Genomic DNA, 26,483 nt, shown 5'->3' with positions numbered 1-26,483 from the left:
AATTCCCTCTTTTAACCTCAATATCTTATGATTCCCGGAGAGCTTAAATAAGTTCTCCGGGGAAAATACTGTTTAGTTAACGGGGAGTGTTTTGCACCAATGTTCCATTGCCCGGATTACTGGTAGCTCCCATTGGGAAAGGCATTATCCACATGTGTGAATTGGGTGCTAATTGCAAACTTTGATTGTCGAAAACTTTAGTTAAGGTTTGTGCATAATTAGCATCCTTATTAAAACGTTTCATGTCCCAAAATGGAATGGCAGTCTGCACGTATTCATTTGCTTTTTCTTTGCGGATATAAGCAATTGCCTCAGCTGTTGAGGCAGCGGTTAAATCAGCATATTTATCGTCGAAAATTCTGGTTTTACGAACTGTATTTAAGCTTAGCATGGCCTCATCCAAATTGGCTTGTCCGCCTTTGCGGGCCAAACACTCTGCTTTGATGTAATACATTTCAGGAGTGGTAATTCCACCGGCATTAAATTTATCCGACCGTATGCCATAATAAATGCTATCCGGAGCCTGATACTTTTTCTTCCATTTAGAGGCAAAACGGGCATCGCCATCTTCAAATTGTGCTGCTCTCACTAGGGTAAGCGCTGCATTTGTTCCTGATTGTCCAGAATTTTTATAGGTACTGGAACCATATCTGAAGATGTAATTCTCAGGACTGGTCATGGTTTTGGAAGGATAACTTGTTGACCAATCGTCTTCTTTTTCTATTTGTTCTTTGTTTTCAGTGTAGTATTCCTTCCAATTGAACAATTTATTGTTTTGATCTAAAGCATTCTGTGCATACTTCAGAGCATTATCATAGTCTCCCATCTGTAAATAAACCCTTGCCAGCATTGCATACCCACAACCTAAATCCGGGTGCAGCAAAGTAGCACTCTCAATAGGTAGATTAGGAATTGCATCTGTTAAATCGGTAAGAATGAATTCGTACATTTTTGCAATGCTAATCTGCTCCGAAGGTGCTCCCATATCGGCACTGGTAATTAAGGGCACAGATAAGTTAGTCGCGGCAGTTGCTTCATCGTATTGCTCTGCATAATAATTAGTCAGATGAAAATAATTCATAGCCCGCAACACCTTAGCCTGAGCAATCAATTCCTGTTTTTCGGTATCGCTTGCCTCGGTTGCATCAGGAACATTATTGATAATTAAATTCCAATACGAAATTGCTGCGTAAGAATAATAGTAAGTTGCTTCATCTGAATTGTTCTGAATAATACGATCCTCATTTCCCAACCAATTGTAATTGATAGAGCTTAAGGAAATGTAACTCAAATCACTTGGCCGCTTGTATACATCATTCAACAGATTAATGGCTTGTGCCGCATCATTTAAATGATTGTATTCGTTACGGATAAATGCCTCATAATCAGATAAGCTTGTAGGTATTTTCTCTCCTTTGGGCAACACATCCAAATAATTGTCGCATGAGGAGAACATCATAGCCACTAAAAAGGCTGCAATTGTTATATATGATATTTTAAATTTCATAATTCTCTTGTTTTAAATGTTAAAAACTTAAATACACTCCTCCAACAAATGTGGGTCTTTCCTTAGCACCCAACATATATTCGGCTTTTTTCTCAAAAGCAAAAGTCTTTAGATTTTCTACATTAAATTGTACTCTTGCACTACCTAATTTTAATTTACTGCACCATTCTGAAGGCAGGTGATAAGCCAATGAGATGTTGTTAATCTTCACATAAGAGGCATCCAGCACATGAATATCTGAGTAATTGTATACCGACTCACGATAATAGTTGTAATCAGGAGAATTGCCATAGAACAGTAATCGGGGAACATCCGTTTTGTTTTCATCTCCTGCTTGTTTCCATCTGTTTCGAATGTCTTTATTGGTTACACTTATCATCGCAGAACCATATGGATCGGCCATATTAATTTTAGGAATGTTGGTATTGCGAACTTTATGACCTCCTGCATACAGCAACAAAACAGATAGATCAAAATTCTTGTACGAAAATCGATTCATGATGGAGCCACTATACTTAGGAACTGTGGTTCCACTGAAATGAATGTTATCCATGTTGGTGTAATCCGTAGAAGTTTTATTCCCATCAACATCATAAATCTGAGGTTCTCCCTGATCATTCAATCCAGCCCACTTGTAGGAATAAATTCCATTAAATGCATTATTCACCCTAGGAAATTCTTGCGGATAATCAAATTGCAAGACATAAAAAGGTGCTTCCACATTAATTTTAGTCACTTTATTTTTATTGTATCCCAAAAGAAAACCTGCATTCCAGGTAAAATTCTTTCCATGAACAAGATCTGCCTGAACAGCAAGTTCAACCCCCTTATTCTCCATTGATCCATTATTAAAAGCAAGGGTATTGTATCCAAATCCTTCAGTTGGTGTACCTTGCTGATTGGCTAATAAATCCACACTCTTCTTTTTATAAACATCAACAGAACCTGATAGGCGGTTGTTGAACAATGAAAAATCAGCACCAGCATTTATTGTTGTTGTCTTTTCCCATCGTAAATCTGGGTTCGGTGGCGAAGAAATATTACCATAAACACCTCCAACTAAGGAACTGGTATAGTAACTGGCTGTTAAGTAAGGCGCAGCATCTTTTGCAATGTTACCTCCAATACCATAAGAAGTTCTTAGTTTCAACATGTTCACCCAGTCCAAATCAAAGAAATCTTCCTTATTTACGTTCCAATTGGCTCCAACCGACCACAGTGGTTTGTTCTGGTACTTGGAGTTGGTTCCCCAAAGATTGGAACGATCCCAGCGAATGCTGCCCGATAAGGTGTACTTGTTATTGTAGCTGTAAGCTGCATTTGAATAAAAGGAAACAAAACGATTCACCAATTCCCTTTGACTTGCTAAATCATTAGCCCCTAAATACGCCCATGAATTCATCAAACCGGAAAAGCCGCCTGTCAGTAAGGGTTGGTTCAAATACTGAGAAGTTAGCATATCTGAGTCATAACCATAACGAGTTTGATCACTATATTCCAGCTTGCTGTGCCTTGTCTCTGATCCAAGAATCCATGTAATTTGATGTTTCTCCTGAAAAGTTTTGTTCAGATTTAATTGTTGTCTGAAATTGTAAGAATTTGAGAAGTGGTTGCGATCGTAGTAGATGTCTCCTTTGGGAAGATTATACACTGCACTTCCATTTGAATTGCTCGCAAATTTATTAATGGTTGTGCGGGTTGAATAAGAATCCAGTTCATTTAAACGTTGATAACGATTCACTCCGTATTCATACTGAAACATGGCATCGTAGTTCAACCATGGAGTAATCTTTACATTTAATTTTGCATAGGTTCTGTTGCTAAATTCTTTTGTTTTCCCCAGTTTCCTATTTAATTCGTCAAGCGGAGTTAGGTCTAAACTATACAAACCGTAATTTGAAACATTATCGCGAACAGTCTTTCTAACCTGAGAAGCAACGCTTACAGTGGTTCCATTATCATCAACCAAACGGTCGTATGGACTTCCGGTAAAACCAGCAGAATAAGGTGATAAAAGATCGTATGTTTGCTCTGTCGCATTTTTGTAATTGATATAAACACCCAAATCAGCCTTTAGCCATGAGGTAAGCTGCAGAGAGTTCATGATATTCATACCGATTTGATTACTCTTCGAATAAATATCTTCCTCTTTGTTCTTTTTGTAGGTAACCGAAAATTTAAAATTGTTTAGTTCGGTCGCTTTTCCAATGCTTAAGTTGTATTGCTGATAAAATAGATCACGTTTTGCATACTTGGCCACATCATCGTAATACTGAAATCCTCTTGAGGCAAGTTCTGATAACTTCGCATTGGCATCGCTTTCTGAAATTGCACCTGAATACATATCCAACAGAACATCTACCCCTGCACTTGGCCATTTGTAATTGTTCCGACGATTATCAGCCTCTGCCTGAGCACGCGCCAAACCATTATTTAACTCCGGATTAGAGGCTGCCCATTCTTTTTCCAACTCAATAACATCAGCCGAATTGGTTAAATTTCCAGTATAATAATCGTAAGGTTTCCAGGTAACTGTACTGGAAAAATCAATTTGAACTTTTCCTTTTTGAGCCTTTTTGGTTACAATAACCACTACACCATTGGCAGCTCTGGCTCCGTAAATCGAAGCAGCGGCAGCATCCTTCAAAATGGTAATGCTCTCAATATCTTCCATGTTAAGCTCCGGAGTATTTTCTGTAACATTGCCATAATTATCGATGCTGGTATTCTCAACCGGAAAACCATCAATTACATACAATGGCGAAGCCATGGCATTCATGGTGGATACACCACGAATAATTCCATCGGAATACCCTGCGATCTGACCTTCTAAAACATCTGCCAAGCTATTCAATCTTCGAGTCTCCAGACTTTTACCGGTTACTTTCGAAAATGATCCGGTTGACCGCTCTTTGGAAATGGTTTGATAACCTGTTACTACCACTTCATCCATTTGTTCTGAGTCTGCCTGAAGTGTAATATTCAGTAATGCTTGTCCATTGTAAACAAGCTCCTGTGGAAGCATTCCTACAAAAGAATATACCAAAACTGCATTCTCATTATCAAAAGAAATTGTATAGTTACCATCAATATCAGTTGCTGCACCAATTGTGGTTCCTTTGATAACAACAGATACTCCGGGTAGAGGGATGCCATTTTCATCGGTAACAGTACCATGTACCTCCTTCTCTTGCACAGATTCTTCAAGATTGGGTTTTGGAGGCGCTGGCATCAGAAGAATTACTTTATCTTCAATCTTGTAAGTAATTTTCGTTCCTTTCAAACATTCGTTTAGAATTTCTTCTACACGCGATCCGTAAAATTCAGCGTTGTTAATTTTAACTCCTTCAATTTCATCATCCGAATAAAGAAAATCAAATTCACTGCTGTTTTTAACTTCCTGCATCATATCATAAATACTCGCATCTTTAAACTCAACCGTAAAAGTAGTTTGCTGAGAATATACACTTGCAGAAATCTGCAAACTGGCTATTAAAATTAAAAAACCGGTGATTTTCATAATGCGAATTAATTTCCGAAGCTCTTCCCCGAGAGGAAAAACTTTGTACAAGACTAATTTTTTCATAAATTTGTTTTGGTTAGATTAAACATTGTATTCCAATGGAATACTTTATTTGATTTTAAGACAGGGGATGTTGCCGCATTCCCTGTTTTTTTTCATTTCGGGTTTTAAGGGTTTACTTCTTTTTAATTTGAATAATATTATTTTTTATATCAAAGTTAATATTTGTTGTTTGCTGCATTTTCTCCAAAATATCATTGATATTGCCGTATCTGTCAATTCTGGCGCTAAAACGCATATTTTTCAGCTCATTACTTTGGAAGAACACTTTAATATCATACCAGCGCTCTAACTTTCTCATAATATCGTTTAAACTCTCTTTTTCGAAAACAAACTTTCCGTTTTTCCAGGCAATAAACCTGTCAACATCTACTTCTCTGGTTTCAACACTTTTTGAAAAGCGATCGTAATCGGCCTGCAGACCAGGGATCAAATCGACTGATGTGGTTTTTCCGGATAATTCTTTTGCTTTTAGGCTTACAGCACCTTCAACAAGGGTCGTTTGTATGCTTCTCTCGTCAGGATAAGCCATAATATTGAATTGTGTTCCTAAAACTTTTACCTCAACATCGTTTACATCAACAATAAAAGGTTTTCTTGCATCTTTAGCCACCTCAAAGTAAACCTCCCCCGATATTTTCACTTTTCTAGTCTTACCAATAAAACGAACTGGATAACGAATTTCAGACTTTGCATTCATCCATACTTTTGTTCCATCGGATAGGGTTAACTGATATTCACCTCCTACCGGAGTTACTACCACATTTTCAGCAATACTTTTCGGTTCGATATCAAGAATATTGGTCTGATAATTTAAACCCAGACTATCTTTTTCGATTACAGAACCGTCAGTCTCCCTTATTAAATCCTTCTGTTGCTTCTCTAAATCTACAATTCTTCCATCTGAAAGATACAACTGAGCCTTTGTTTCGCCCGGTTTAATTTCAATAGTTGCCTGCCCCAGTCCATCTGGTTGGGTAACATCAGTTAAATACAGCATGTATACTGCAAGAGCTAATGGCAAAGCAAGTACTGCTGCATAACGAAGTATTTTTGCGAAATTTATTTTCTTGCTTTTTTGCCTGAATTGAATTTTCCAATCTACCTTTTTACGGGCTTCTTCAAGATTAAAAGTCTGATACCTTTCCAAGCGGTCAAAATCAATTCCTTTTTCTCTTACCGATGAAAGGATCTCATTTTTATCTTCCTCTTTTTCGAAAAGTGTCAATTGTTTTATTTCAGCATCAGACAATTCACCGGCAAATTGTTTTGCAAGTAGTTGAGCCAGTTTAATATGTTCCTGTGTGTTCTTCATTTCTTCTTCTTGTATAAATTAGAACACCCAACTTAAAAAAGAGGGTGAAGAATGATTAAGAAAAAGATACAAAAATTTACATCCACATGATATACATTACGATATCGAAGATATTTTGAAGTTTGGAACGGAGTGTTTTGTAAGCAATACTTTTTTGTGTTTTTACCGAATTTACAGAAATCCCAAGGTCATCGGCAATTTCCTGATTTTTTAAACCCTGCATACTTAATTGTAATATCTTCTTACACTGCCGGGGAAGCTCATCAATAGAATCAGAAATAATACGATTCGTCTCTTCTTCTACCACCTGCTTCAAAAAATAGGTTTCCGATTCAACTTGATGAACCTGCTCGGCTTCATACTTTCGTTTTACCTTTTCGTGGCGTATGGAATTCAAGCAAGCATTTCTGGTTGCCTGATATAAATATGCTTTAATGGCATTTAAGGAATCAAAATCATCAAATTTAGCCCACAATTTCACAAATACTTCCTGAACCAAATCTTCTCCTTCGCTCGAAACCATCAAAAACCGTTCGGAGAATAAACAAAGCCCTGCGTACATTTCATTAAATAATGAATTGAAGCTTAGTGATTCATTATTATCGATAATAATAATTTTATCAGGGGTTTGGTTCATTGTGTGGTTATTTTATCAACAAATTAATATTAATTTTTTAGTCTTTCCAAGCCCCCTTCTTCTTTTCCCATTTGCAAACACCTGTTTATGTTCTGTTTTTATATACATAACACAAACATCACATATCCTAATAATTATATAAAAAAACGAGCTTGTTTACCCGTTTTATACACAACGAAAAGGATCGTCTATTGGGCAATCTTCGCAGCAATTTAAAATATCATCTAACTGAGATCATTTAACCCGAAGGCATTCTAATGAATGTATATTTTAAAAATCCATCTCCTGCTTTCTGCAGGATTTACAAAATAGAAATGTTTTTTCCCCTGATATCCCGAAGTATTATTCATCTCTTTCATCTCAAAAAAAAATCAAAGAAGGAGAACAAACTAAGCTTCCTTTAAAAATCTATAACAAAACCAATGGTGGGAATTGGCTTCCCATCTTCATTTGCTGTCTGAACCAAGTTACGAGGTTCTATTATACTTCCCATATCATTTCTTTGAAGAACGTATTCAGGTGCCTGCGATGAATTACGCATCAGCAGGTTTTGTATTTCGAAAAACAAATCCAACGAAAGTTTTTTAAAATTCCACTTTTTATCAATTCGTACATCCAATTGACTGAATACGCCCAACTTTTCCTCTCCCAGCCGGTTGTAATCCAAAACAATATCCGGGTAACGGGCGGTAGTTTCCTCGATATTTGTTGGAACAATTGGTGTTTCTCCTGCGAATCGATAACGCGCACTTACTTCCCAGTTTTTCCTGAGTTTGTATCCTCCTGTAAAAGACACCAAATGCCGGCTGTCCCACACCGATGGTAAATATTTACTTCTATCGAAGCCGGTAAATTCACTGTAGAAAAAAGTATAGGAAAAGATCCCGTAAAAACGATGGCTTAACTTCTGCTGAAACAAAAACTCCAAACCATAACTTCTCCCCTTACCAACTGATTCTACCTCTTCATTTCCCAACACATTAAAATCGGCTCCTTTATTTGCCAACGAAACCTGATCGCGAACTGAAACCGGGTAATCTTCGTAATGTTTGTAAAATCCCTCTATACTAATGTTGGAAGCAGGCCCAAGAATATGTTCGAATCCAAGCACATAATGATCGCTTCGGGTATAATCAATATCCTTGTTTAGGAATACATCATTTTGCTTATAACCTAAAATGGTATAGGGTGGTAACTTGAAATAACGGCCAACACTTGCCTTGATCTTCCAATCGTCGGCAAATTCGAAGGACAAAGCAAAACGAGGCGAAAATGTGGAAAGCAAATCGTTGTCTTGCGTAAAACTATCACCATCGGTTCTAAAGCCAAAGGAGAAGTCCAGTTTCTGATCGAAAAAGGATTTAGTGGCATTGGCAAACAACCCGTACTTCAAAAAATCAATATTTGTATCGTATTGAAATCCTTCATTTACATCAATGGTCATATTTTCGTAATCGCTTCTCTGCACATTAAAACCACCCACTAATTTCCAATCGCTGGCATAATAAGTAAGACTGTATCGCAATTTCGTTTCCATTTCGCGCGAATCATTTTTAAAATACAAATCCTTCTGATTTTCATTGTCTTTGTATCTTGAAAAATCATTGACCAACAAGTTGTTGCTGATGGTAGTTTGCATAAAGCCTTTCCTACTCTTAAAACGATTCTTCCAGCTAATTCCAATAGTGTTGGTTTTCTGTTCAATAAATGGAGTCTGATCAAGTGTAGATTGCTCATTCTCATCAATGCTTCCCGAGGCATCAATGGCAAATTCGTCAATAGAACCTAATCCGATAAGGTTTAAAGTATTGTATTTATCTATTTTATGAGTGATTTTGTACTGATAATCCCAATAATCAGGACGAATAGGAAGGCCGATGAGCTTGAATAAAAATTGTAAATACGATCGACGCGCAGAAATTAGATAACTCGTTTTGCTCTCCTTGTTTTTTCCTTTAAAAAGTGGTCCCTCGTGTGTTAAAGCGGCCTCGCTGGCACTCAAACGAAAATTGGTATTGTGTTTTATGTTGTTTCCCTCCCTTTGCTCAAACTGAAGTACTCCCGAAAGAGGATTATCGTATTGACTGCCAAAAGCAGATGTGGCCAAATTTACATTATCAATAAAGGAAACATTTAAAATTCCGACAGGACCACCGGAACTGCCTTGCGTGCTAAAATGATTGATATTGGGTATCTCTACGCCATCCAAATAGTAAACCGATTCGTTGGGTGCGCCTCCGCGAATAATCAAATCGTTGCGGAAACCGCCTGGTGAGGGTGAAATTCCGGGCAATGACTGCGCAACACGAACAACATCGTTATTTCCTCCGGGATAAGTTGCAATTTCTACTGCACTAAGCGTTTGGGTTGAAAGCGGCGTTTCCCGAGGTCGTGTTACTTTATTTTTATTGGATACAATTACTTCAGATAGATTCTGACTTTGTTCCAAAAGGGTAAAATTGTACAATTGATTCCCTACCGATTTCACTTCAATATTATAACGGGTTTGACTATCATAACCCAGATAGCTTACCACCAAATTATAAGTATCAGGACTTACATTAACTATTTTATAATATCCATTGGCATCGGTAACAGCACCCTTGGCGGTATTTTCGAGATACACCGAAGCTCCAATCAATGGAAGATCGGTTTTGTCTTTTACATATCCGGTTAGCTCAGTTGTAATCTGGGCATGGCTTATAAAAGCCATAAATATCAATGTGGGTAGAATAAGTTTGCTCATTAAATCATTGTTCGTGACATCATCTGAAATATCAAATAAAAATAACATCCCAAATAAAAAATTAATTTCATCCTTAGAAGATAAGTACTTTTATTGTTTTTCCATATCCGTCTATGCCATAAAACCAGATAATCCTAAATATTTAAACGTATAATCACATACAATTCCTTACCTTAGTCGTACTATTAATTACAAAAAATTATGAACGAAACGAATGATTTGAACCTTGCGGTTCTGATTGATGCCGATAATATTCCCTATTCGAACATTAAGGGAATGCTTGATGAAATAGCCAAGTTAGGGACTCCCAGTATCAAACGTATATACGGCGACTGGACAAAACCTACTGTTGCCGGCTGGAAACCCGCCTTACTGGAACATGCCATTACTCCTATTCAGCAATACTCCTACACCACAGGAAAAAATGCTACCGATTCGGCGATGATTATTGATGCCATGGACATTTTGCACAATGGTAAAGTTGACGGTTTCTGTCTCGTATCAAGCGATAGTGATTTTACCCGCCTGGCCACACGACTTAGAGAATCGAGGATGCTTGTAATCGGAATCGGCGAAAAGAAAACACCAAATCCTTTTATTGTTGCCTGCGATAAATTCATTTATATCGAAATTATTAGTGGTAAAAAGATTCGCGAGAAGAAGAAAGAGGCAACTCCTGCCGAAACACAGAAATTTGATAAAATTGACAAGCAATTCCTTAATTTACTAATCAATTCGATTGAAGACATTGCCGACGACGATGGCTGGGCTTTTCTTGCAGAACTTGGTTCTTTAATTAACAAGAAGAAACCTGATTTTGATCCTAGAAACTACGGATTCAACAAACTCACCCCTCTGCTTAAATCAATGCAGCAACATTTCGAGATTGACGAACGGGATAGTGGCAAACGCAATATCAAACACATTTTCGTGCGAATTAGAGAGTAATAATTCTTAAAGAAGATTTGCTGCGAATTGAATCATAAGCTATTCTGAAAACGAAATGAACATTAAAAAAACTCCTTTGACCAAATCAAAGGAGTTTTTTAATCAATATTGTACTAATGGATGTTATCATTAGTCTTAGTTACTTTTTCTCATTTTAAGCCCTTCGATTCTTTTCTTATAATAATCACTGCCACTTAATTCAAAAGCTTTGGTTACATATTTTACCGCATTGGTTAAATCCCCCTTTGTCTCATAATAATCAGCCATAGAATCAAAGGCATTCGCACTTTCAGGATAATATTCAATGGCAAGTTCAAAGTACATTTTTGTCTTTTCGAGCTGTTCCATCTCCATATTCATATAACCTGACATATTTAAAAGTTCTTCCGGATAAGGAGGTTCAAAATATCCAAAATGGTCTTTGAGCTTCTTTTCCCTGTATTTTATTATGCTGAGAAGCTCTTCTTTTGGAGTGTCAAATGAATTTATTTTATCGGTATTTTCCATTTGATACCATTCAAAAAGCGAAATCAAACCATCCATAATGGACGGAAAGGGAATTGTGCCATGCAAATCTCTGGGATAAAATTTCCATTCGAAAGACAGTCCGTTTTTAGCATTTTGCCTTAGCTCGTTTGAAAAGGCAATATTCGAACGGGCAAACAAAGTAAATTCTGTTGTGTCTTGCATTACATTGTCCAAAGTTATCTTTGAATTTTGCATGTGTAATTGTCCTCCTAAAGACATAAATAAAGATTTGTTTTCATATTTCTGAGTGGCAAGTAATCCTTGTGCTTCTTTCAACAGTTTTTGATCGTCCCAATCCAGACTTGGATCTATAGCTAAGTAGTTGGTAAACAAATTTGGCTGATGAATTAGTGCATAAATGGCAAACAAACCTCCATACGAATGACCAATTAATGTTCTAAAATTGGTAACAGGATATTTATTCTCGATAAAAGGAATAAGTTCCTTTTCAAAAAATTCGACAAAATGATCAGCCTCTCCATTTTCATCATTAAACGGCATTCCATATTTCGTTGAAATAGTTGAGGTCGTTAAATCTCTTATCCTGTTTTTAGCATTGGAAATTCCTATTAGCACCATTTCAGGTGTAAAGCCTCCACTATAATAGTTTTGCACATCACTAAGCGTAGGTAGAAATATTTCTCCGTCTAAAATAAAAACTACGGGATATTTTTGATTTTTCTCAGGATTGTAACTGACTGGTAGTTGTATGTAAATCGTTCTCGACTCGTTTAGTATTTGGGAATAAAGACTATCTACAACACCTACTTGCTGCAAAAACTGTTGATTTTGATTTGCCTGAGCTTTTGCAAATTGTTGAAAGAAAACAATGAATCCTATTGCCAATCCTATTTTTAATCCTCTTCTCATTTTATTGTTCTTAATCATTCTTATTTTTTTTCTTAATTGAAATTAACGTTGAGTGTATGATTTCGTAAGGGATTTCCATACTCAATTATTTTTTGAGCATCCTGTCTAAAGATTTCTTCAATATTCAGCTTTGATAGTTTTACCATGTTTGTTTTATATGAAGCCCAACATTTCTTTTATTGCTTTTAATTGGGTGCATTGTGTAGCTTTTCTCAAATAGCCCAACTAATCTACCAAATCTCAATTAAAATTACTTCCTGTAAATAATTTAATGTTCAAAAAAATTACGTTAGGAATGGAAGTGTAAATCCTCGAAAGAGAAAAAGCCATGCAGAAAGTTCTTTTTTTATTTATGAATATCCTTAGTGAATGGTAAAATGTGTGGTAAAAGGGGATTGTAAATACGAATACTGATTAAACAGCTTTGCGTTGCGTATCACGTAAGGGTAAGTGTTAGTCTTGCAGGTCAATTAAACATTATCTTAAAGAAAAAACAGATTGAACATGTTCCCAATTTTATTATATTTAATCTTTCGAAACAGAAAGATTTGTGCACTGTTGCACATACTTCTCTGTAAACAACATTCAAATGCAGGAAATAGAAAATATTGAATTATCCTTCTTAAGTTTAGATGATTATCAGGAACTTAAAAAAGCCATGATTGAGTCGTACACAAGTATGCCTAATTCTTATTGGCGAGAACATCAAATTAAAACATTAATTGATAATTTCCCCGATGGCCAGGTTGTCATTAAAGTCAATAATTACATAGCAGGATGTGCTTTATCTATAATTGTTGACTATAGTAAATTTGACGACAAGCATACTTACAAAGAAATAACAGGAAACTATACTTTTTCGACACATAGTCCGGATGGCGATGTTTTGTACGGAATCGATGTTTTTATTAAACCAGAGTTTCGTGGCTTACGATTGGGTCGACGATTGTACGATTACCGAAAAGAATTGAGTGAACGTTTGAATCTGAAGGGAGTTGCTTTTGGCGGACGAATACCAAACTATCACAAATACTCCGATCAATTATCACCGAAAGAGTACATTGCGAAGGTAAGAAGAAAAGAAATTCACGATCCGGTGTTGAATTTTCAGGTTTCGAATGATTTTCACCCGGCCAAAATTCTGAAAAACTACCTGGAAGGAGATGATGATTCCAATGACTATGCTGTACTTCTCGAATGGGATAATATCTACTACGAGAAAAAGAATAAAAAACCCAGTCTGAACAAAAAAGTAGTACGGCTTGGTTTGATTCAATGGCAAATGCGGTCTTATAACAATTTGGATGATCTCATGCATCAGGCCGAGTATTTTGTGGATGCCGTTTCGGGTTACCGATCAGATTTTGCCTTGTTCCCAGAGTTCTTTAATGCTCCACTGATGGCTAAAGACAATCATTTATCGGAGCCAGAAGCAATCAGGAAGTTGGCGGAATACACAGAAACCATTGTTCAGAAATTTTCGGAACTGGCCATTTCTTACAATATCAATATTATATCGGGAAGTATGCCTGAAATTAAAGAGGACCGACTGTATAACGTTGGCTATCTGTGCAAACGTGATGGAAGTGTTGAGCGTTATGAGAAACTTCACGTAACACCGGACGAGGCGAAAGTTTGGGGGATGCAAAAAGGATCGGAATTGAAAGTTTTTGATACCGATTGCGGAAAAATTGGCATCCTGATTTGTTACGATGTTGAATTTCCGGAGTTGAGTAGATTACTTGCCGACGAAGGCATGGATATTTTGTTTGTGCCGTTTTTAACGGATACACAAAACGGCTATTCCCGGGTTCGGAATTGTGCTCAGGCCAGAGCTATCGAAAATGAATGCTACGTTGCTATTGCAGGTAGTGTAGGCAACTTGCCAAAGGTGCACAATATGGATATTCAATATGCTCAATCGATGGTATTTACCCCCTGCGACTTTGCTTTTCCGGCCAATGGAATTAAAGCCGAAGCAACGCCAAATACCGAAATGATTCTAATTGCTGATGTAGATATCGACTTGCTTCGCGAATTGAATCAGTTTGGCAGCGTACGAAATTTGCGGGACCGCAGAAATGACATCTACGAATTAAAAAAAATGTAATTAAATTCGGTAGCCTTACCCGGAGTGAGGCTACCGAATTGATTTCAATCAAAATATTTCCATAATATTTAATAGAAAGCATGGCTAATACCGAAAAGGATTTCGATAAAAAACAAACTTTTTATTGCATGAAAATTACTCGTGATGGCGAATAAAAGATCATTTTTTCGTAAATTCAGAATCGATTTAAATGAACGAAATAAACTTCCATGATAGATAAACTTCTCATCACCCCATTCCAGAAATTTGTTAAAATAGAAAGCTTTAGTGGTATTCTGCTTTTTATTGCCACCCTGCTTGCATTAATTTGGGCAAACTCGCCTCTTTCTCATTTATACGATTCATTATGGCAATATAAAATTGGGATAACAACATCTAATTTCGAACTGAATAAACCTATAATACTTTGGATTAATGATGGCTTAATGGCTGTTTTCTTTTTCCTGATTGGACTGGAAATTAAACGCGAGCTGTTAATAGGTGAACTAAATACGGTTCGAAAAGCAAGTTTTCCTTTTTTTGCGGCTTTGGGTGGAATGTTGGTTCCTGTGGCCATGTTCTTTTTACTCAATAACAATCAAAGCACATCAAACGCATGGGGAGTTCCTATGGCAACCGATATTGCATTTTCATTAGCGATACTTAAGCTTCTTGGTAAAAGAATTCCTTTGGGGCTGAAAGTATTCCTAACCGCCTTTGCCATTGTCGATGATTTGATTGCAGTATTGGTAATCGCCATTTTTTATAGTGGAAATATCCAATGGATTCTTTTAGGATATGCGGTAATTCCTCTTGCAATTCTGATTTTTCTGGCGTACCGAAAAATCTATTTCCCCTATTTCGTTTTTATTATTGGCGTACTTGTTTGGTATCTGTTTTTAAAATCAGGTATACATCCTACTGTTGCCGGTGTGTTAATGGCATTTACCATTCCAATCAGGCAAAAAATTGATATTAAAACGTATTCCCGCAAATTAATGGGCATTGCTAAGGATATTGAAGGAACATGCGAAAAACCAATCCTCTCCGATCATCAGATTGAACAAATCGACAATTTGGAAGATTGGACCAGTCAGGTACAATCCCCTTTGCAGCATTTAGAACACAAGCTGCACAACTGGGTTGCTTTTTTTATTATGCCGGTATTTGCACTATCCAATGCAGGAATCAAGTTTGGTACAGATATAAATCTGGAACTGCCTCTGGTCATCAATATTGCCCTTTGTTTAATCATTGGAAACAGTATTGGTGTATCCTTAATATCCTTTATCGGCATTAAACTAAAATTTGCTGAATTGCCGCAAGGAGTGAAAGCCATTCAGGTGGTAGGAATTTCATTTCTGGCTGGAATAGGATTTACAATGGCAATATTTATTGCCAATCTGGCTTTTATTACCAATCCTGAATTTATCGATTCGGCTAAAATTGGTATCCTGATCGGCTCGTTTACTTCTGGAGTTATTGGCTATTTGATACTAAGATTTGGCAGTCGCTATATTCAACACAAATAATTCCGGAAGCATTGATCACAAATGTATATCCACTGTGAAAAAATAGTTGAACTTTTCGGCTAACTCCTTACTGATAGAATAAAATAACTGCCTTTACTAATTTTCGCTTTTGCCTGATAAAAAGGATACCTTAGTTGGGTAAAAAAAGCTGTACTTATTAGAGTATTTCTCTTACAAAAAAACAGAGGCTCTTCAAACACAAATTGTAATGAGTTGAATACAAAATAACAACAAATTGCAAACACACGAAAATAAGTGATCCAAACCGCATAGCGACTGACACATGCTTTGCCTCTAGAGCCAGGCATATGCGAATACGTGAAATTAAAACGAAAAAAATAACAATATGATAGAATATTTGACCTACTCTTTATCTGTATTTACAGGCTTTTTTGCCATAATGAACCCAATTGCCAATATTCCTATTTTCTCATCATTAGTTCAAGACGCCGATGAATTAACGAAAAAAGCAATTAATAAAAAAGCGACTATAATTGCATTTTGTATTGTATTTATATTTGTGCTGTTAGGCAAATTTATATTTGAATTATTTGGCATTACAATACCAGCCTTTAAAATAACAGGTGGTATTTTACTCTTTTATGTAGGGTTTGAAATGCTGGAATCAAAAAAATCAAATATAAAGCACCTGCAAAAAGTAAAGATCGATGAAAACATTGCCGTGTCCCCTTTGGCGATACCTATATTAGCAGGACCGGGAACAATTGTTACAGCCATGAATTTTGTTTCCGACAACAACTATTTTCATATTGGTATAGTCATTTTAATTTTTGCAATAATGTGCTACATCACTTATTTAGCCTTCTTTTTTAGTGACTATATCGTTGAAAAAATTGGCCATAATATAATAACTGTAATCGGGAAAATAATGGGGCTAATTCTTTCAATAATGGGAATTGGAATGATCATTCAAGGAATCAAACTCGCATTCCACTTATTCAATTAATCCAATTTTAAACAATACAATCTCCTGATTTACTATGTCCATTAATATATCCAATATTTCCCGCCATCAACTTAACGGCGAGAATAAAAGACACTTCAAACAACTGTTTTATGCACTGATCATCGGGATTGTTGTTGGACTTGTTGGCGGCTTTTTTAGAATTTCACTTAGCTATATCGAAAATATCAGGGATATCTTATATCATCAGGCAGGCCAATCGGGATTCCTGAGCTGGCTTTGGCCGATTCTGTTTGCAATCATAGGAATAAGTATCGCTTTATTTTTGGTGAAAAAATATGCACCAGAAGCCTCTGGAAGTGGAGTTCAGGAAATAGAGGGTGCACTGGATGGGTTGCGTCCCATGCGTTGGAAAAGAGTGCTGCCCATCAAGTTTATTGCTTCCTTATTTTCTTTGGGAAGCGGATTGCTTCTGGGACGCGAGGGCCCTACGATTCAATTGGGAGCCAACATTGGTAAGATGGTGAAAGACACCTTAGGCATACCTGATATTGAAAACAATTCATTGGTCTCTGCCGGTGCTGCTGCAGGACTTGCAAGTGCCTTTAATGCACCTTTTGCAGGAATTATTTTCGTCATCGAAGAAATGAACGGCCATTTTAAATTTAATTTTTATTCGTTAGCAGCCATTATGATAGGTGCAGGAACATCAGACTTTATTGTTAGGATGCTGGTTGGATCCAAACCTATTATACAGATGACTGTATTTCCAAGTCCAAATATATATGGATTCTGGCTGTTTATATGCCTCGGTTTATTATGTAGTATTGTTGGCCTTTTATACAATAAACTCCTTATCCTATCTTTAGATCTCTTTCAGTTCACCTCGAAAATGCCCGTTATTTATACAGGAGTTTTTGTAGGGCTAAGCATAGCAGTAATTGGTATCTTTTCTCCGGACATAATAGGCGGCGGATACGATACAATTGCCAGAGTACTCGACCATTCTTTCACCTTATCTTTTCTATTATTTTTATTTATCGCAAGACTGCTGCTGTCCTTACTCAGTTATAGTTTTGGTGTTCCTGGAGGGATTTTTTTACCTATGCTTACACTTGGTGTTATTTTAGGTATGCTGTTCGGAGTTAGCATGCAACACTTTTTTCCCCAGTTCATTTCAAACCCAGGCGTTTTTACCATAGCAGGAATGGCAGGCATTTTTGCTGCAACTGTTAGAGCACCTTTAACAGGATTAGTACTTGCAGTAGAAATGACATCAAACTATGAATTAATTTTACCTTTAATCATTACCACAGTTACAGCATCTGTATTTACATCACTTTTGGGGAATAAACCAATTTATACAACATTATTAAAACGCACATTGGCAAATGTAAAGAAGAAAGAAAAATTTGATGAATAGAGTAAAGCCAATCAAATACTCAAATCTGCGAATTGGCACACTAAAAGAACAAACAGTTAAGCTTTTCTGCTAATATTCCGTTGATCGTGAATAGTCAATGAAAAATAGCAAAAAACGAACATTAACCATAGTTGGAATTCAAGTGCAATTCCTATTTGCTGTAAAATATTATAATGAAACAATGATCGCAGGAAGAAACAATCTCATATTTTTCGAGTAATTTAGGTGTTCTTATAAATAATACAACAAACATGGAACCTATACTATTAAAAAATAAAATATGCACTGAAGATATCGACCATTTGATTCTGAAAGGTGTACATGATATGGATATCAATCAGGATAAAAGAGATGAAATAGAATCGGAATCTAAAAAACTATCCACAAATTTCGTAAAAATAATAGATTACCATATGCATAATGGTGAAAATCCGGACGCTTCCTATACCTTTCGAATCGCAGTTAATTTCAATAATTTCACAGAGCAATACCGACAGGCATTTGTCGAAAATTACAAAAAGGATGTTTTGATTGGCTTTGGCATAAGTGCAATTTGGATGGGTATTTTAAATGGACTGGATGCAGAGAGTGGAATTATGCCCAACCATCCGTTCAAAAGAGAAATTGCAGCCTGCCTGCGAACAATTAGTGAAATTTTAGACAATAAAGGATAAACAAACTCAAAGTATAAAGGAGTAAGGAAAAAGTACTATCCACTATTTTAAAATAAACTTTGATAGAATCACCTTCGTAGTTAATTATTTGTTTCAGCACCTTTCTCCTTTTACACTTATTAAAAAAAAAATCCGCGTAAGGAAAGAATTCCGAACGGGGATTTTGAATTATATTAGTTGAGTTTTACCTATCTGTTTTCCTCCGAAAACTTGCGTCCCGCATGAAGCGCTTTAATATTCATGTCCACCACTTCTTCCCCTTTTCTAGCGAAAATTTTACGGATACCTTCTTCCAAATATTCGAATGGAACATCGATAAACGGAGATGCCGCCCCCAACATTACAAAGTTAAAAGCACGTGCAGAACCAACTTCTTCTTTCGCTATTCTATCCGCATCAATCAACACGTAATTAGGCAAGGCTTTTATGGTTGCTTCCAATTTTTCCTGCTCAGGATAATCGTTAATATTGATAAAAGGAGTTGAATTAGTTACCACATAACCACCTTTTTTCAAATAAGGAAGGTAACGCAATGCTTCCATTGGCTCAACTGATAAAATAATATCAGCACCACCTTTAGGAATTAAATCGGAATAAATAGGCTTATCAGAAATTCTCATGAATGACTGAACATCACCGCCACGCTGACTCATACCATGAGTTTCAGCTTGTTTCATATATAAATCGTTTTCTAGTGCAGCAGAACCTAAAGCAGCGGCAATGGATAAAATCCCTTGACCACCAACACCTGCTATAACCATATCTGTTTTCATGTGTTTATAATTTTAAGTTTTTGTCAGATGGAACTTACCATATAATCATCTCCCTGTGTGTAGAAAGCTTAATACATGGACGTTTCATCTCTTTACTTTTTTCAGGTTAATAATTTAATTAAGCTTTAGCTGCGGCTTTTGCAATGTTCGCTTTCTTAATTTTCTGATCACGCACATTCTTCTGTACACATACTCTGCGGGGAATAATTACAGAAACCCCTTTGTATTCAAACTCCTTACGGAAGATTTCCTTAATCTCATCATGTTTCTTAGGCACTGGAAGTAATACATGAATGTGCTCCTTCTCTACTCCTAAACCTTCGCAAATTGCTTCTAATTTACCTTTAGCAGATGATTTCTGACCACCGGTCATTGAGATGGATTCATTATCAGAAATAATTACTGTAATTGGAGTCTTTTCATTAACAGCATCCAATAAACCAGTCATGCCCGAGTGCGTAAAAGTTGAATCCCCAATAACAGCTACCGAAGGAATTAATCCGGCATCGGCAGCACCTTTAGCCATAGTGATTGATGCTCCCATATCCACACAAGAGTTAATTGCATTAAAAGGAGGCAAAGCACCCAAAGTATAACAACCTATATCAGCAAATACGCGACCTGCGCCATATTCCTCAATTACCTCATTCAATGCTTTGTACACATCAATATGACTACAGCCAACACACAATGCCGGCGGACGGGCAGCTACAATATCTGGTATTTCAAGACTTTCTTCAATTTCAAATCCAAGAGCTCTGCCAACCATATCCGGAGTTAACTCACCATCCCGGGAAAGAGTTCCATCCAAACGGCCAATAACAGCTTCTTTTTCCAAATATCCTTTCAGAATTTCCTCAATTACAGGATAACCTTCTTCCAAAACCAATACTTTATCGCACTCGCCGGTGATCTTTTGAATCATTGTGCGGGGAATTGGGTACTGGCTGATCTTAACAACAGGATATGGACATTCTCCGTTTGGATAATTTTCCATTAAGTAATTGTATCCTAAACCACAAGCAATGATACCCATTGACTTATCAGCAGCATCGGTATATGCATTATAAGCTGAATCTTCCGAGGCAGCCTCAAATTTTTCCTGATTGCTTAACAACATTTTATAGCGCTTACGAGCAATAGCCGGAAGCAACACAAATTGAACCTTATCTTTCGGAAGTTTCAATTCATTTTGTACCCTTACCTCAGCAGATCTTGCAACACCGGCACGGGAGTGAGCCAAACGAGTCGTAATTCTCATTAAAACAGGAATCTCAAAAGCTTCAGACAATTCGAACCCGAAACGAGCCATATCGTATGCTTCCTGTTGGTTGGAAGGCTCTAAAATCGGCATCATGGCAAACTTACCATATACACGGGAATCCTGCTCATTTTGAGAAGAGTGCATAGATGGATCATCTGCAACTACGATCAACATTCCTCCGTTTGCTCCAGTAATGGCAGCATTCATAAAACAATCGGCAGCTACGTTCAATCCAACGTGCTTCATACAAACCATTGCTCTTTTTCCAGCATATGACATACCGAGAGCTGATTCCATGGCTGTTTTTTCATTCGCAGCCCAATCGCTGTGAATGTTTAATTCTTTTGCCTGTTTCGAATGTTGTATGTATTCGGTAATTTCAGTAGACGGAGTTCCCGGGTACGCGTAAACTCCCGACATTCCACCATCAATTGCTCCTTGAGCAATGGCTTCAACGCCTAATAATAAAGACTTTTGCATGTTGTATTTGTTTAACTATTTTGATTAATCTATAAGTTACAACACTTAGAAAAAAAAAGTGCCTAATTATAAAATTATTGATGTACTAAAACATCAATTACATTTACTCAAAAAATAGAATAGAAAATTGATCACAAAGATCGAGGTAGGGAATGGATTTTATAGTCCGCCAAACATTTCAAGGTAACTTACCAAGTAGGCGCAAACGTAAAAATAAATTTCAAGAAAATCCATATTTTTGCTTGTGAATTGGAATTAAAACAAGTCTTGTTTTTAATATTCGGTACTAAAATACCAATATTTGGTTTAAAATCAATAAAAGAGAACCCAAAGCAGAAAGTTTAGAATTAGTTCAAATAACGAAAACGGTTGCGTAAAAATACACTACGAAGTTGCAGTATTGATTTTCAGTAAAAAAACAAAAATCTCTTACAAACTGACAGGAGATACTATTTCTTAAATAAATTGGTTTTAATTCGTCCAAAAGAGTCAAATGCAAAACGATTTGCCAGAAGAATACTAAGCATTAGATTTATAGAGCAACCAACAAATATGGCGAGCATAATTAATATCTGATATTTTATGGCGACCATAGGAGAACTTCCACCTAAAATCTGTCCTGTCATCATCCCGGGTAAGGAGATTAAACCAATAACAGACATGGTAGCTATTAATGGATTTAACCCACTTTTTATGGCCGAGCGGATAAATGGTGCCAGTGAATTTTTTCTGCTATTTCCGTTCACCAAAAGAAAATAATACAAATCCTGTTCCTTGGTTAGCCGACTAAAATAATTACTGATACCAACGATGTTATGATTTAAAGCATTTCCCAATACCATACCCGATATGGGAATAAAGTATCGGGCATCGAAAATATAGTCGAGATGAATTACAAAGCCAAGAAAAAATGCATCTAGAATTAGAATACTTATAAAACCTGAAATAGCGAATGGAAGGATAAAAAACCGATAGGTAAGCCCTGCCCTCTTAATTGTTGTAAAAGCACCAACAAATATCATTATACAAACCCAAATTACATTTACCCAGGCATTGTTCCATGCAAAAATATATTCTAAGTAGAAGGCAACCAAAGAAAGTTGTACCACCATTCGAATTAAGGCAATAACAGTTTCTTTAACAATTTTCACTTTAAAATAGATGAACCCTGCAATGGGAATAATCATGAGCAAAAATCCCAAGGCCAAACTCCATATTCCTATGTCAACGATTTCTTTCATGTGTTTATAATTTGCTTTTTAGTTGCCATATGATCCCGAATCCTTTCGGAATTACCTGCAGGAATAATCATTTCCCTGTGTTTCAAAATCATTTTGGTATGAACGTTTCATAACTCAATTGTTCTGTTGCAATAGTCAATCCATTTCTTGTTATGGGAGGTTGAGACTATTGTTTTATTAGGCAAAGAATTCAATGTAGCAAAGAGAAGATCGATGGAATAATCATCAAGAGCAGAAACTGGTTCATCCAGAAGGATTATTGGCTTATCAAGACTTAAGCATGCAGCCAAAACTATCCTTTGCTTTTGTCCTCCGCTAATTTTTGCAAAACTTTTGTCGTCGCCGCATTCCCGAACTCCCAACTGATCCTGAAACTGTTGAAATCTTTCTACTTGTTCTACATTCATTTGAAGTAAATCAGATAGCTCATTGGCTGAATCAACAGGTAAATTACTATTTTGCGGCAACCAGATCATTTTGTTTCGAATCGCTGCAATCGTATCACTACTCAACTCTAAACCATCAATTTGAATTGTCCCAGATTGTGGTGTGATAAATCCCATCAGCACTTTTAGCAATGAAGACTTGCCCTTACCTGATGGTCCGCTAAAACATATTGACTCCCCATCAAAAACCTCAAAACTAAGATCTTTGCATATGAGTTGCCTAGGAAAACTTAAATTAATCTTTTCACATTTTATCATATTCCCCTCCTTTACTATAAAGAAAATAATATTATCTCAATTGCTACCAATGCTGATCACATTTCTTTAGCAGAGAAGAATAATGTCTGATAAACCCTTCTTTGTAGTGAGAATATTCTCATTTAATGATTTTAAACACTATTGCAAACAACTTATTAATTACTCTTTATCAGATACTTTCATCAATGCAATCGATTTAATATGCTGAGCAACATGTTAAAAATTCACATTGCCTTAGTGATAATTTTTTCTGAAAGCTTACTTTTGTATTATAGATATGTGAATATATACATATAATGATTGCAACAAAATAATTTTTAGAATATATAACAATGGTAAAATACTTAATAGTTGGTGGTGTAGCAGGAGGAGCAACAACAGCTGCCCGTTTACGCAGAATGGATGAATCGGCAGAGATAATCATGTTCGAAAGAGGCGAACATATTTCGTATGCGAATTGCGGTTTGCCATACTATGTTGGTGATGTTATTACAGAGAGGGAAAATCTATTGCTGCAAACTCCGGAAAGCTTCAAAAAAAGATTAAATGTTGATGTTCGGATTAAGAACGAAGTAGTTAGAATTGACCGCGAAAATAAATTAGTAGAAATCAACGACCTCATCAACAATACAAGCTATACTGAAACTTTTGATAAATTGGTTGTTTCTCCAGGCGCAGAACCGATAAAACCACCAATTCCCGGCATAAAAGACAAAGCAATTTTCACTGTTCGAAACGTAAATGATACAGACAAAATTAAAACTTACATCAACGAAAACAAGCCAAAGAAAGCTGTAGTTGTTGGAGCTGGATTTATTGGTTTGGAAATGGCTGAAAACCTTCATCACCTAGGTATGATGGTTACAATTATTGAAATGGCCGAACAAGTAATGACGCCTCTTGATTACGAAATGGCGGCCGTTGTACATCAGCATTTAAAGACTAAAAATGTTGAATTTTATCTGAATGATGGCGTCAGTCAGTTCAAAAGAGATACTGATCATCTTGAGATTCATTTGCAATCGGGCAGAAAAGTGGACGCTGATATGGTTATTCTTTCTATCGGTGTTAAACCTGAAACCAAATTAATTAAAGAAGCAGGTATTGAATTGGCTCCCAACGGAGGTATTAAAGTAAACGAATACCTTCAGACCAGCGATCCTAATGTATATGCCTTGGGCGATGCTATCGCTTTCCCTCATCCTATTACCGGTAAATACACCAATGCATACCTGGCAGGTCCTGCCAATAAGCAAGGTAGAATTTTAGCAAACAATTTGGTTCTGGGACACAAACAAACCTATAAAGGTTCAATTGCAACTGCCATTGCCAAAGTATTTGATCTTACCATTGGATCAACTGGATTGGCAGAAAAGGTTCTTAAAAAGGAAGGTATTTCTTACATTTCCAATATCACTCATGGAGGATCGCATGCCGGATATTATCCCGGAGCAATGCCTACAAGCATAAAAATCACATTCGATCCCAAAAACGGGAAATTATATGGTGCTCAAATAATTGGATATGATGGTGTAGATAAGAGAACCGATTTAATTGCAACAGTTCTTAAAAAAGGTGGAACAATTTACGATTTACAGGAAATAGAACATGCTTATGCTCCCCCCTACTCATCGGCGAAAGATCCTGTAAATCAGGCAGGATTTACTGCAGGAAATATTATTGAAGGTTTGGTGAATATTATTCATTGGGATGAATTGAACCAATTGCATGCAGCAAATAATTTCATATTAGATGTTCGTACTCCTGACGAATTTGAACTGGGTCAGATTGAAGATGCCGTAAATATTGAAGTGGATCAAATCAGAAATCGTCTGGACGAAATACCAAGAGATAAAAAAATAATCATCTATTGTGGGGTTGGTTTACGCGGCTATTTTGCAGCAAGAATATTAATGCAAAAAGGCTTTTCGGACGTTTACAATTTAAGTGGTGGGTATAAAACCTACGAACACGCAACCTGCAAACAAAGTAACGAAGACATTTTTGAATCCAGTTATGTGGCCAAAGACAGTCATATCTATAGAAAAAAAACAAGCTCTACAGAAAAAGAAATCCAATCTGAAAAAAAAATCGTTGAGGTGGATGCTTGTGGATTACAATGTCCGGGACCGATCATCAAACTAAAAAAAGAAATCGATAAATTGGAGAACGGTGATCGATTGCTGCAAAAAGTAACGGATCAGGGATTTATGAAAGATGTTGCATCGTGGTGTAACATGACAGGAAATAAATTAATTTCTCTTGATTCCGATAAAGGAATTATATCTGCAGTTATTGAAAAACAGAAGAAAGATGAACAATGTACAACTCTAAACTGTGGTGTTGCTAAAAATAAAACCATGGTTGTTTTTTCTGATGAATTGGATCGGGCTTTGGCATCACTTGTTATTGCCAATGGAGCTGCTGCAACTGGAAATAAAGTGACCCTCTTCTTTACTTTTTGGGGCTTGAATGTGATTAAAAAAGCAAACAAACCAAAAGTTCAAAAAGATTTGATGGGCAAGATGTTTAGCAAAATGATGGCAAACAGTGCAGATGATTTGAAGCTGTCGAAAATGAACATGATGGGCTTAGGTTCTAAAATGATGAAAAAAAGAATGATGGCGAAAAAAGTAGACTCTCTTGAGGATTTACTAAAAACTGCTATGGAGAACGGTGTTGAAATGATTGCTTGTCAAATGTCGATGGATGTAATGGGAGTTGATAAGGATGAATTGCTTGAAGGTGTTTCTATTGGAGGTGTAGCAACCTATCTTGAAGAAGCTGAAAAATCAAACATTAATCTATTCATATAAACAGTATTGTCACAGTAAAATAAAGGGTTGTTTCCACAATGAAACAACCCTTTTTGTATCCTGAAATTTAGAAATTAAAATGGCAAGTTATATTTCAAATAATAAAAGAAATTATTTGAATTAATATTCCTTAAACCTCACATTTACAAAGATAAAACCTCCTCTTCTACTGGACATTACTCCTTTAATTTTGTAATTTGAATACTCAATTCATTCAAAAAAAAATTCTGTTCCAAAACGATCCTCACTCTCTCAAATTTCAAAAGAAAATTTATTCAATATTTTCCTCAACCGAATTCAACAAACTTAAACCCGATGATGCGAATTGATTAAATTAGAAAAAACTAAATTGGTTTCTTTATGGAAGTAGAGAAAAACCATTAGTGGTTAGTAGTTGACTGAAATAGCAGGTTTTTGTATAGTCCCTT

At 36.4% G+C, this 26,483-nt stretch carries 17 protein-coding genes; 7 read left to right on the top strand and 10 right to left on the bottom strand.

Annotation, left to right across the window (positions count from 1 at the left end; genetic code table 11):
• Positions 1-76 precede the first annotated feature (76 nt).
• The 5 genes from QUH73_RS01315 to QUH73_RS01295 all read right to left on the bottom strand — a co-directional run bounded on the left by QUH73_RS01315 (position 77) and on the right by QUH73_RS01295 (position 9,755).
• Entirely contained in the window at positions 77-1,507 is a 1,431-nt protein-coding gene (locus QUH73_RS01315) for a RagB/SusD family nutrient uptake outer membrane protein (RefSeq protein WP_289528661.1), read from the bottom strand.
• A gap of 19 nt (positions 1,508-1,526) precedes the next feature.
• A complete protein-coding gene (locus QUH73_RS01310; protein WP_289528660.1) occupies positions 1,527-5,093 on the bottom strand; it encodes a SusC/RagA family TonB-linked outer membrane protein in 3,567 nt (1,188 codons plus the stop codon).
• Between the two features lie 112 nt (positions 5,094-5,205).
• Positions 5,206-6,405, bottom strand: coding sequence for a FecR family protein (locus tag QUH73_RS01305; protein ID WP_289528659.1), 1,200 nt, complete (start codon positions 6,403-6,405; stop codon positions 5,206-5,208).
• 76 nt (positions 6,406-6,481) lie between these two features.
• Complete coding sequence (locus tag QUH73_RS01300) at positions 6,482-7,042, bottom strand: RNA polymerase sigma-70 factor (protein WP_289528658.1); 561 nt, start codon at positions 7,040-7,042, stop codon at positions 6,482-6,484.
• 400 nt (positions 7,043-7,442) lie between these two features.
• On the bottom strand, positions 7,443-9,755 hold the full coding sequence (locus tag QUH73_RS01295) for a TonB-dependent receptor (RefSeq protein WP_289528657.1): 2,313 nt from the start codon (positions 9,753-9,755) through the stop codon (positions 7,443-7,445).
• Between the two features lie 234 nt (positions 9,756-9,989).
• Here QUH73_RS01295 and QUH73_RS01290 point away from each other — a divergent pair, with 234 nt between their 5' ends.
• Complete coding sequence (locus QUH73_RS01290) at positions 9,990-10,736, top strand: NYN domain-containing protein (protein ID WP_289528656.1); 747 nt, start codon at positions 9,990-9,992, stop codon at positions 10,734-10,736.
• 135 nt (positions 10,737-10,871) lie between these two features.
• On the opposite strand, the gene QUH73_RS01285 is transcribed toward QUH73_RS01290, so the two are convergent.
• Positions 10,872-12,152, bottom strand: coding sequence for an alpha/beta hydrolase-fold protein (locus QUH73_RS01285; protein ID WP_289528655.1), 1,281 nt, complete (start codon positions 12,150-12,152; stop codon positions 10,872-10,874).
• A 571-nt stretch (positions 12,153-12,723) separates the two neighbouring features.
• On the opposite strand from QUH73_RS01285, the gene QUH73_RS01280 reads away from it, so the two are divergent.
• The 5 genes from QUH73_RS01280 (at position 12,724) to QUH73_RS01260 (ending at position 18,777) form a co-directional block, all read left to right on the top strand.
• Positions 12,724-14,244 (top strand): bifunctional GNAT family N-acetyltransferase/carbon-nitrogen hydrolase family protein, encoded by a 1,521-nt coding sequence (locus tag QUH73_RS01280; protein WP_289528654.1) that lies wholly within the window; start codon positions 12,724-12,726, stop codon positions 14,242-14,244.
• A 209-nt stretch (positions 14,245-14,453) separates the two neighbouring features.
• On the top strand, positions 14,454-15,755 hold the full coding sequence (gene nhaA / locus QUH73_RS01275) for a Na+/H+ antiporter NhaA (RefSeq protein WP_289528653.1): 1,302 nt from the start codon (positions 14,454-14,456) through the stop codon (positions 15,753-15,755).
• Between the two features lie 346 nt (positions 15,756-16,101).
• Positions 16,102-16,722: a MarC family protein gene (locus QUH73_RS01270; protein WP_289528652.1), complete on the top strand. Its 621-nt coding sequence runs from the start codon at positions 16,102-16,104 to the stop codon at positions 16,720-16,722.
• A gap of 34 nt (positions 16,723-16,756) precedes the next feature.
• Positions 16,757-18,103, top strand: coding sequence for a H(+)/Cl(-) exchange transporter ClcA (gene clcA, locus QUH73_RS01265; RefSeq protein WP_289528651.1), 1,347 nt, complete (start codon positions 16,757-16,759; stop codon positions 18,101-18,103).
• A 251-nt stretch (positions 18,104-18,354) separates the two neighbouring features.
• On the top strand, positions 18,355-18,777 hold the full coding sequence (locus tag QUH73_RS01260; protein ID WP_289528650.1) for a hypothetical protein: 423 nt from the start codon (positions 18,355-18,357) through the stop codon (positions 18,775-18,777).
• A gap of 188 nt (positions 18,778-18,965) precedes the next feature.
• Here QUH73_RS01260 and QUH73_RS01255 read toward each other — a convergent pair whose 3' ends face one another.
• The 4 genes from QUH73_RS01255 to QUH73_RS01240 form a co-directional block, all read right to left on the bottom strand.
• The gene (locus tag QUH73_RS01255; RefSeq protein WP_289528649.1) at positions 18,966-19,550 is read right to left on the bottom strand and encodes an indolepyruvate oxidoreductase subunit beta; all 585 of its coding nucleotides are present in this window, start codon (positions 19,548-19,550) and stop codon (positions 18,966-18,968) included.
• A 118-nt stretch (positions 19,551-19,668) separates the two neighbouring features.
• Positions 19,669-21,294, bottom strand: a complete 1,626-nt coding sequence (locus QUH73_RS01250; RefSeq protein WP_289528648.1) for a thiamine pyrophosphate-dependent enzyme — start codon at positions 21,292-21,294, stop codon at positions 19,669-19,671.
• A 449-nt stretch (positions 21,295-21,743) separates the two neighbouring features.
• The gene (locus tag QUH73_RS01245; RefSeq protein WP_289528647.1) at positions 21,744-22,535 is read right to left on the bottom strand and encodes an ABC transporter permease; all 792 of its coding nucleotides are present in this window, start codon (positions 22,533-22,535) and stop codon (positions 21,744-21,746) included.
• A gap of 107 nt (positions 22,536-22,642) precedes the next feature.
• The gene (locus QUH73_RS01240; protein WP_289528646.1) at positions 22,643-23,239 is read right to left on the bottom strand and encodes an ATP-binding cassette domain-containing protein; all 597 of its coding nucleotides are present in this window, start codon (positions 23,237-23,239) and stop codon (positions 22,643-22,645) included.
• A 332-nt stretch (positions 23,240-23,571) separates the two neighbouring features.
• Here QUH73_RS01240 and QUH73_RS01235 point away from each other — a divergent pair, with 332 nt between their 5' ends.
• Complete coding sequence (locus QUH73_RS01235) at positions 23,572-26,055, top strand: CoA-disulfide reductase (protein WP_289528645.1); 2,484 nt, start codon at positions 23,572-23,574, stop codon at positions 26,053-26,055.
• Positions 26,056-26,483 lie beyond the last annotated feature (428 nt).

This window comes from Labilibaculum sp. K2S, from assembly GCF_030372765.1.
Lineage (GTDB): Bacteria > Bacteroidota > Bacteroidia > Bacteroidales > Marinifilaceae > Labilibaculum.
The sequence above is the reverse complement of the archived record's forward strand: the minus strand, read 5'-3'. Positions and strand labels throughout refer to the sequence as shown.

Coding starts and splice junctions, on each gene's coding strand:
- QUH73_RS01285 (WP_289528655.1), bottom strand. CDS start 12,152: ATGATTAAGAACAATAAAATGAGAAGAGGATTAAAAATAGGATTGGCA.
- QUH73_RS01310 (WP_289528660.1), bottom strand. CDS start 5,093: ATGAAAAAATTAGTCTTGTACAAAGTTTTTCCTCTCGGGGAAGAGCTT.
- QUH73_RS01235 (WP_289528645.1), top strand. CDS start 23,572: ATGGTAAAATACTTAATAGTTGGTGGTGTAGCAGGAGGAGCAACAACA.
- QUH73_RS01315 (WP_289528661.1), bottom strand. CDS start 1,507: ATGAAATTTAAAATATCATATATAACAATTGCAGCCTTTTTAGTGGCT.
- QUH73_RS01260 (WP_289528650.1), top strand. CDS start 18,355: ATGGAACCTATACTATTAAAAAATAAAATATGCACTGAAGATATCGAC.
- QUH73_RS01240 (WP_289528646.1), bottom strand. CDS start 23,239: ATGATAAAATGTGAAAAGATTAATTTAAGTTTTCCTAGGCAACTCATA.
- clcA (WP_289528651.1), top strand. CDS start 16,757: ATGTCCATTAATATATCCAATATTTCCCGCCATCAACTTAACGGCGAG.
- QUH73_RS01245 (WP_289528647.1), bottom strand. CDS start 22,535: ATGAAAGAAATCGTTGACATAGGAATATGGAGTTTGGCCTTGGGATTT.
- QUH73_RS01250 (WP_289528648.1), bottom strand. CDS start 21,294: ATGCAAAAGTCTTTATTATTAGGCGTTGAAGCCATTGCTCAAGGAGCA.
- QUH73_RS01290 (WP_289528656.1), top strand. CDS start 9,990: ATGAACGAAACGAATGATTTGAACCTTGCGGTTCTGATTGATGCCGAT.
- QUH73_RS01295 (WP_289528657.1), bottom strand. CDS start 9,755: ATGGCTTTTATAAGCCATGCCCAGATTACAACTGAGCTAACCGGATAT.
- QUH73_RS01300 (WP_289528658.1), bottom strand. CDS start 7,042: ATGAACCAAACCCCTGATAAAATTATTATTATCGATAATAATGAATCA.
- QUH73_RS01305 (WP_289528659.1), bottom strand. CDS start 6,405: ATGAAGAACACACAGGAACATATTAAACTGGCTCAACTACTTGCAAAA.
- QUH73_RS01280 (WP_289528654.1), top strand. CDS start 12,724: ATGCAGGAAATAGAAAATATTGAATTATCCTTCTTAAGTTTAGATGAT.
- QUH73_RS01270 (WP_289528652.1), top strand. CDS start 16,102: ATGATAGAATATTTGACCTACTCTTTATCTGTATTTACAGGCTTTTTT.
- nhaA (WP_289528653.1), top strand. CDS start 14,454: ATGATAGATAAACTTCTCATCACCCCATTCCAGAAATTTGTTAAAATA.
- QUH73_RS01255 (WP_289528649.1), bottom strand. CDS start 19,550: ATGAAAACAGATATGGTTATAGCAGGTGTTGGTGGTCAAGGGATTTTA.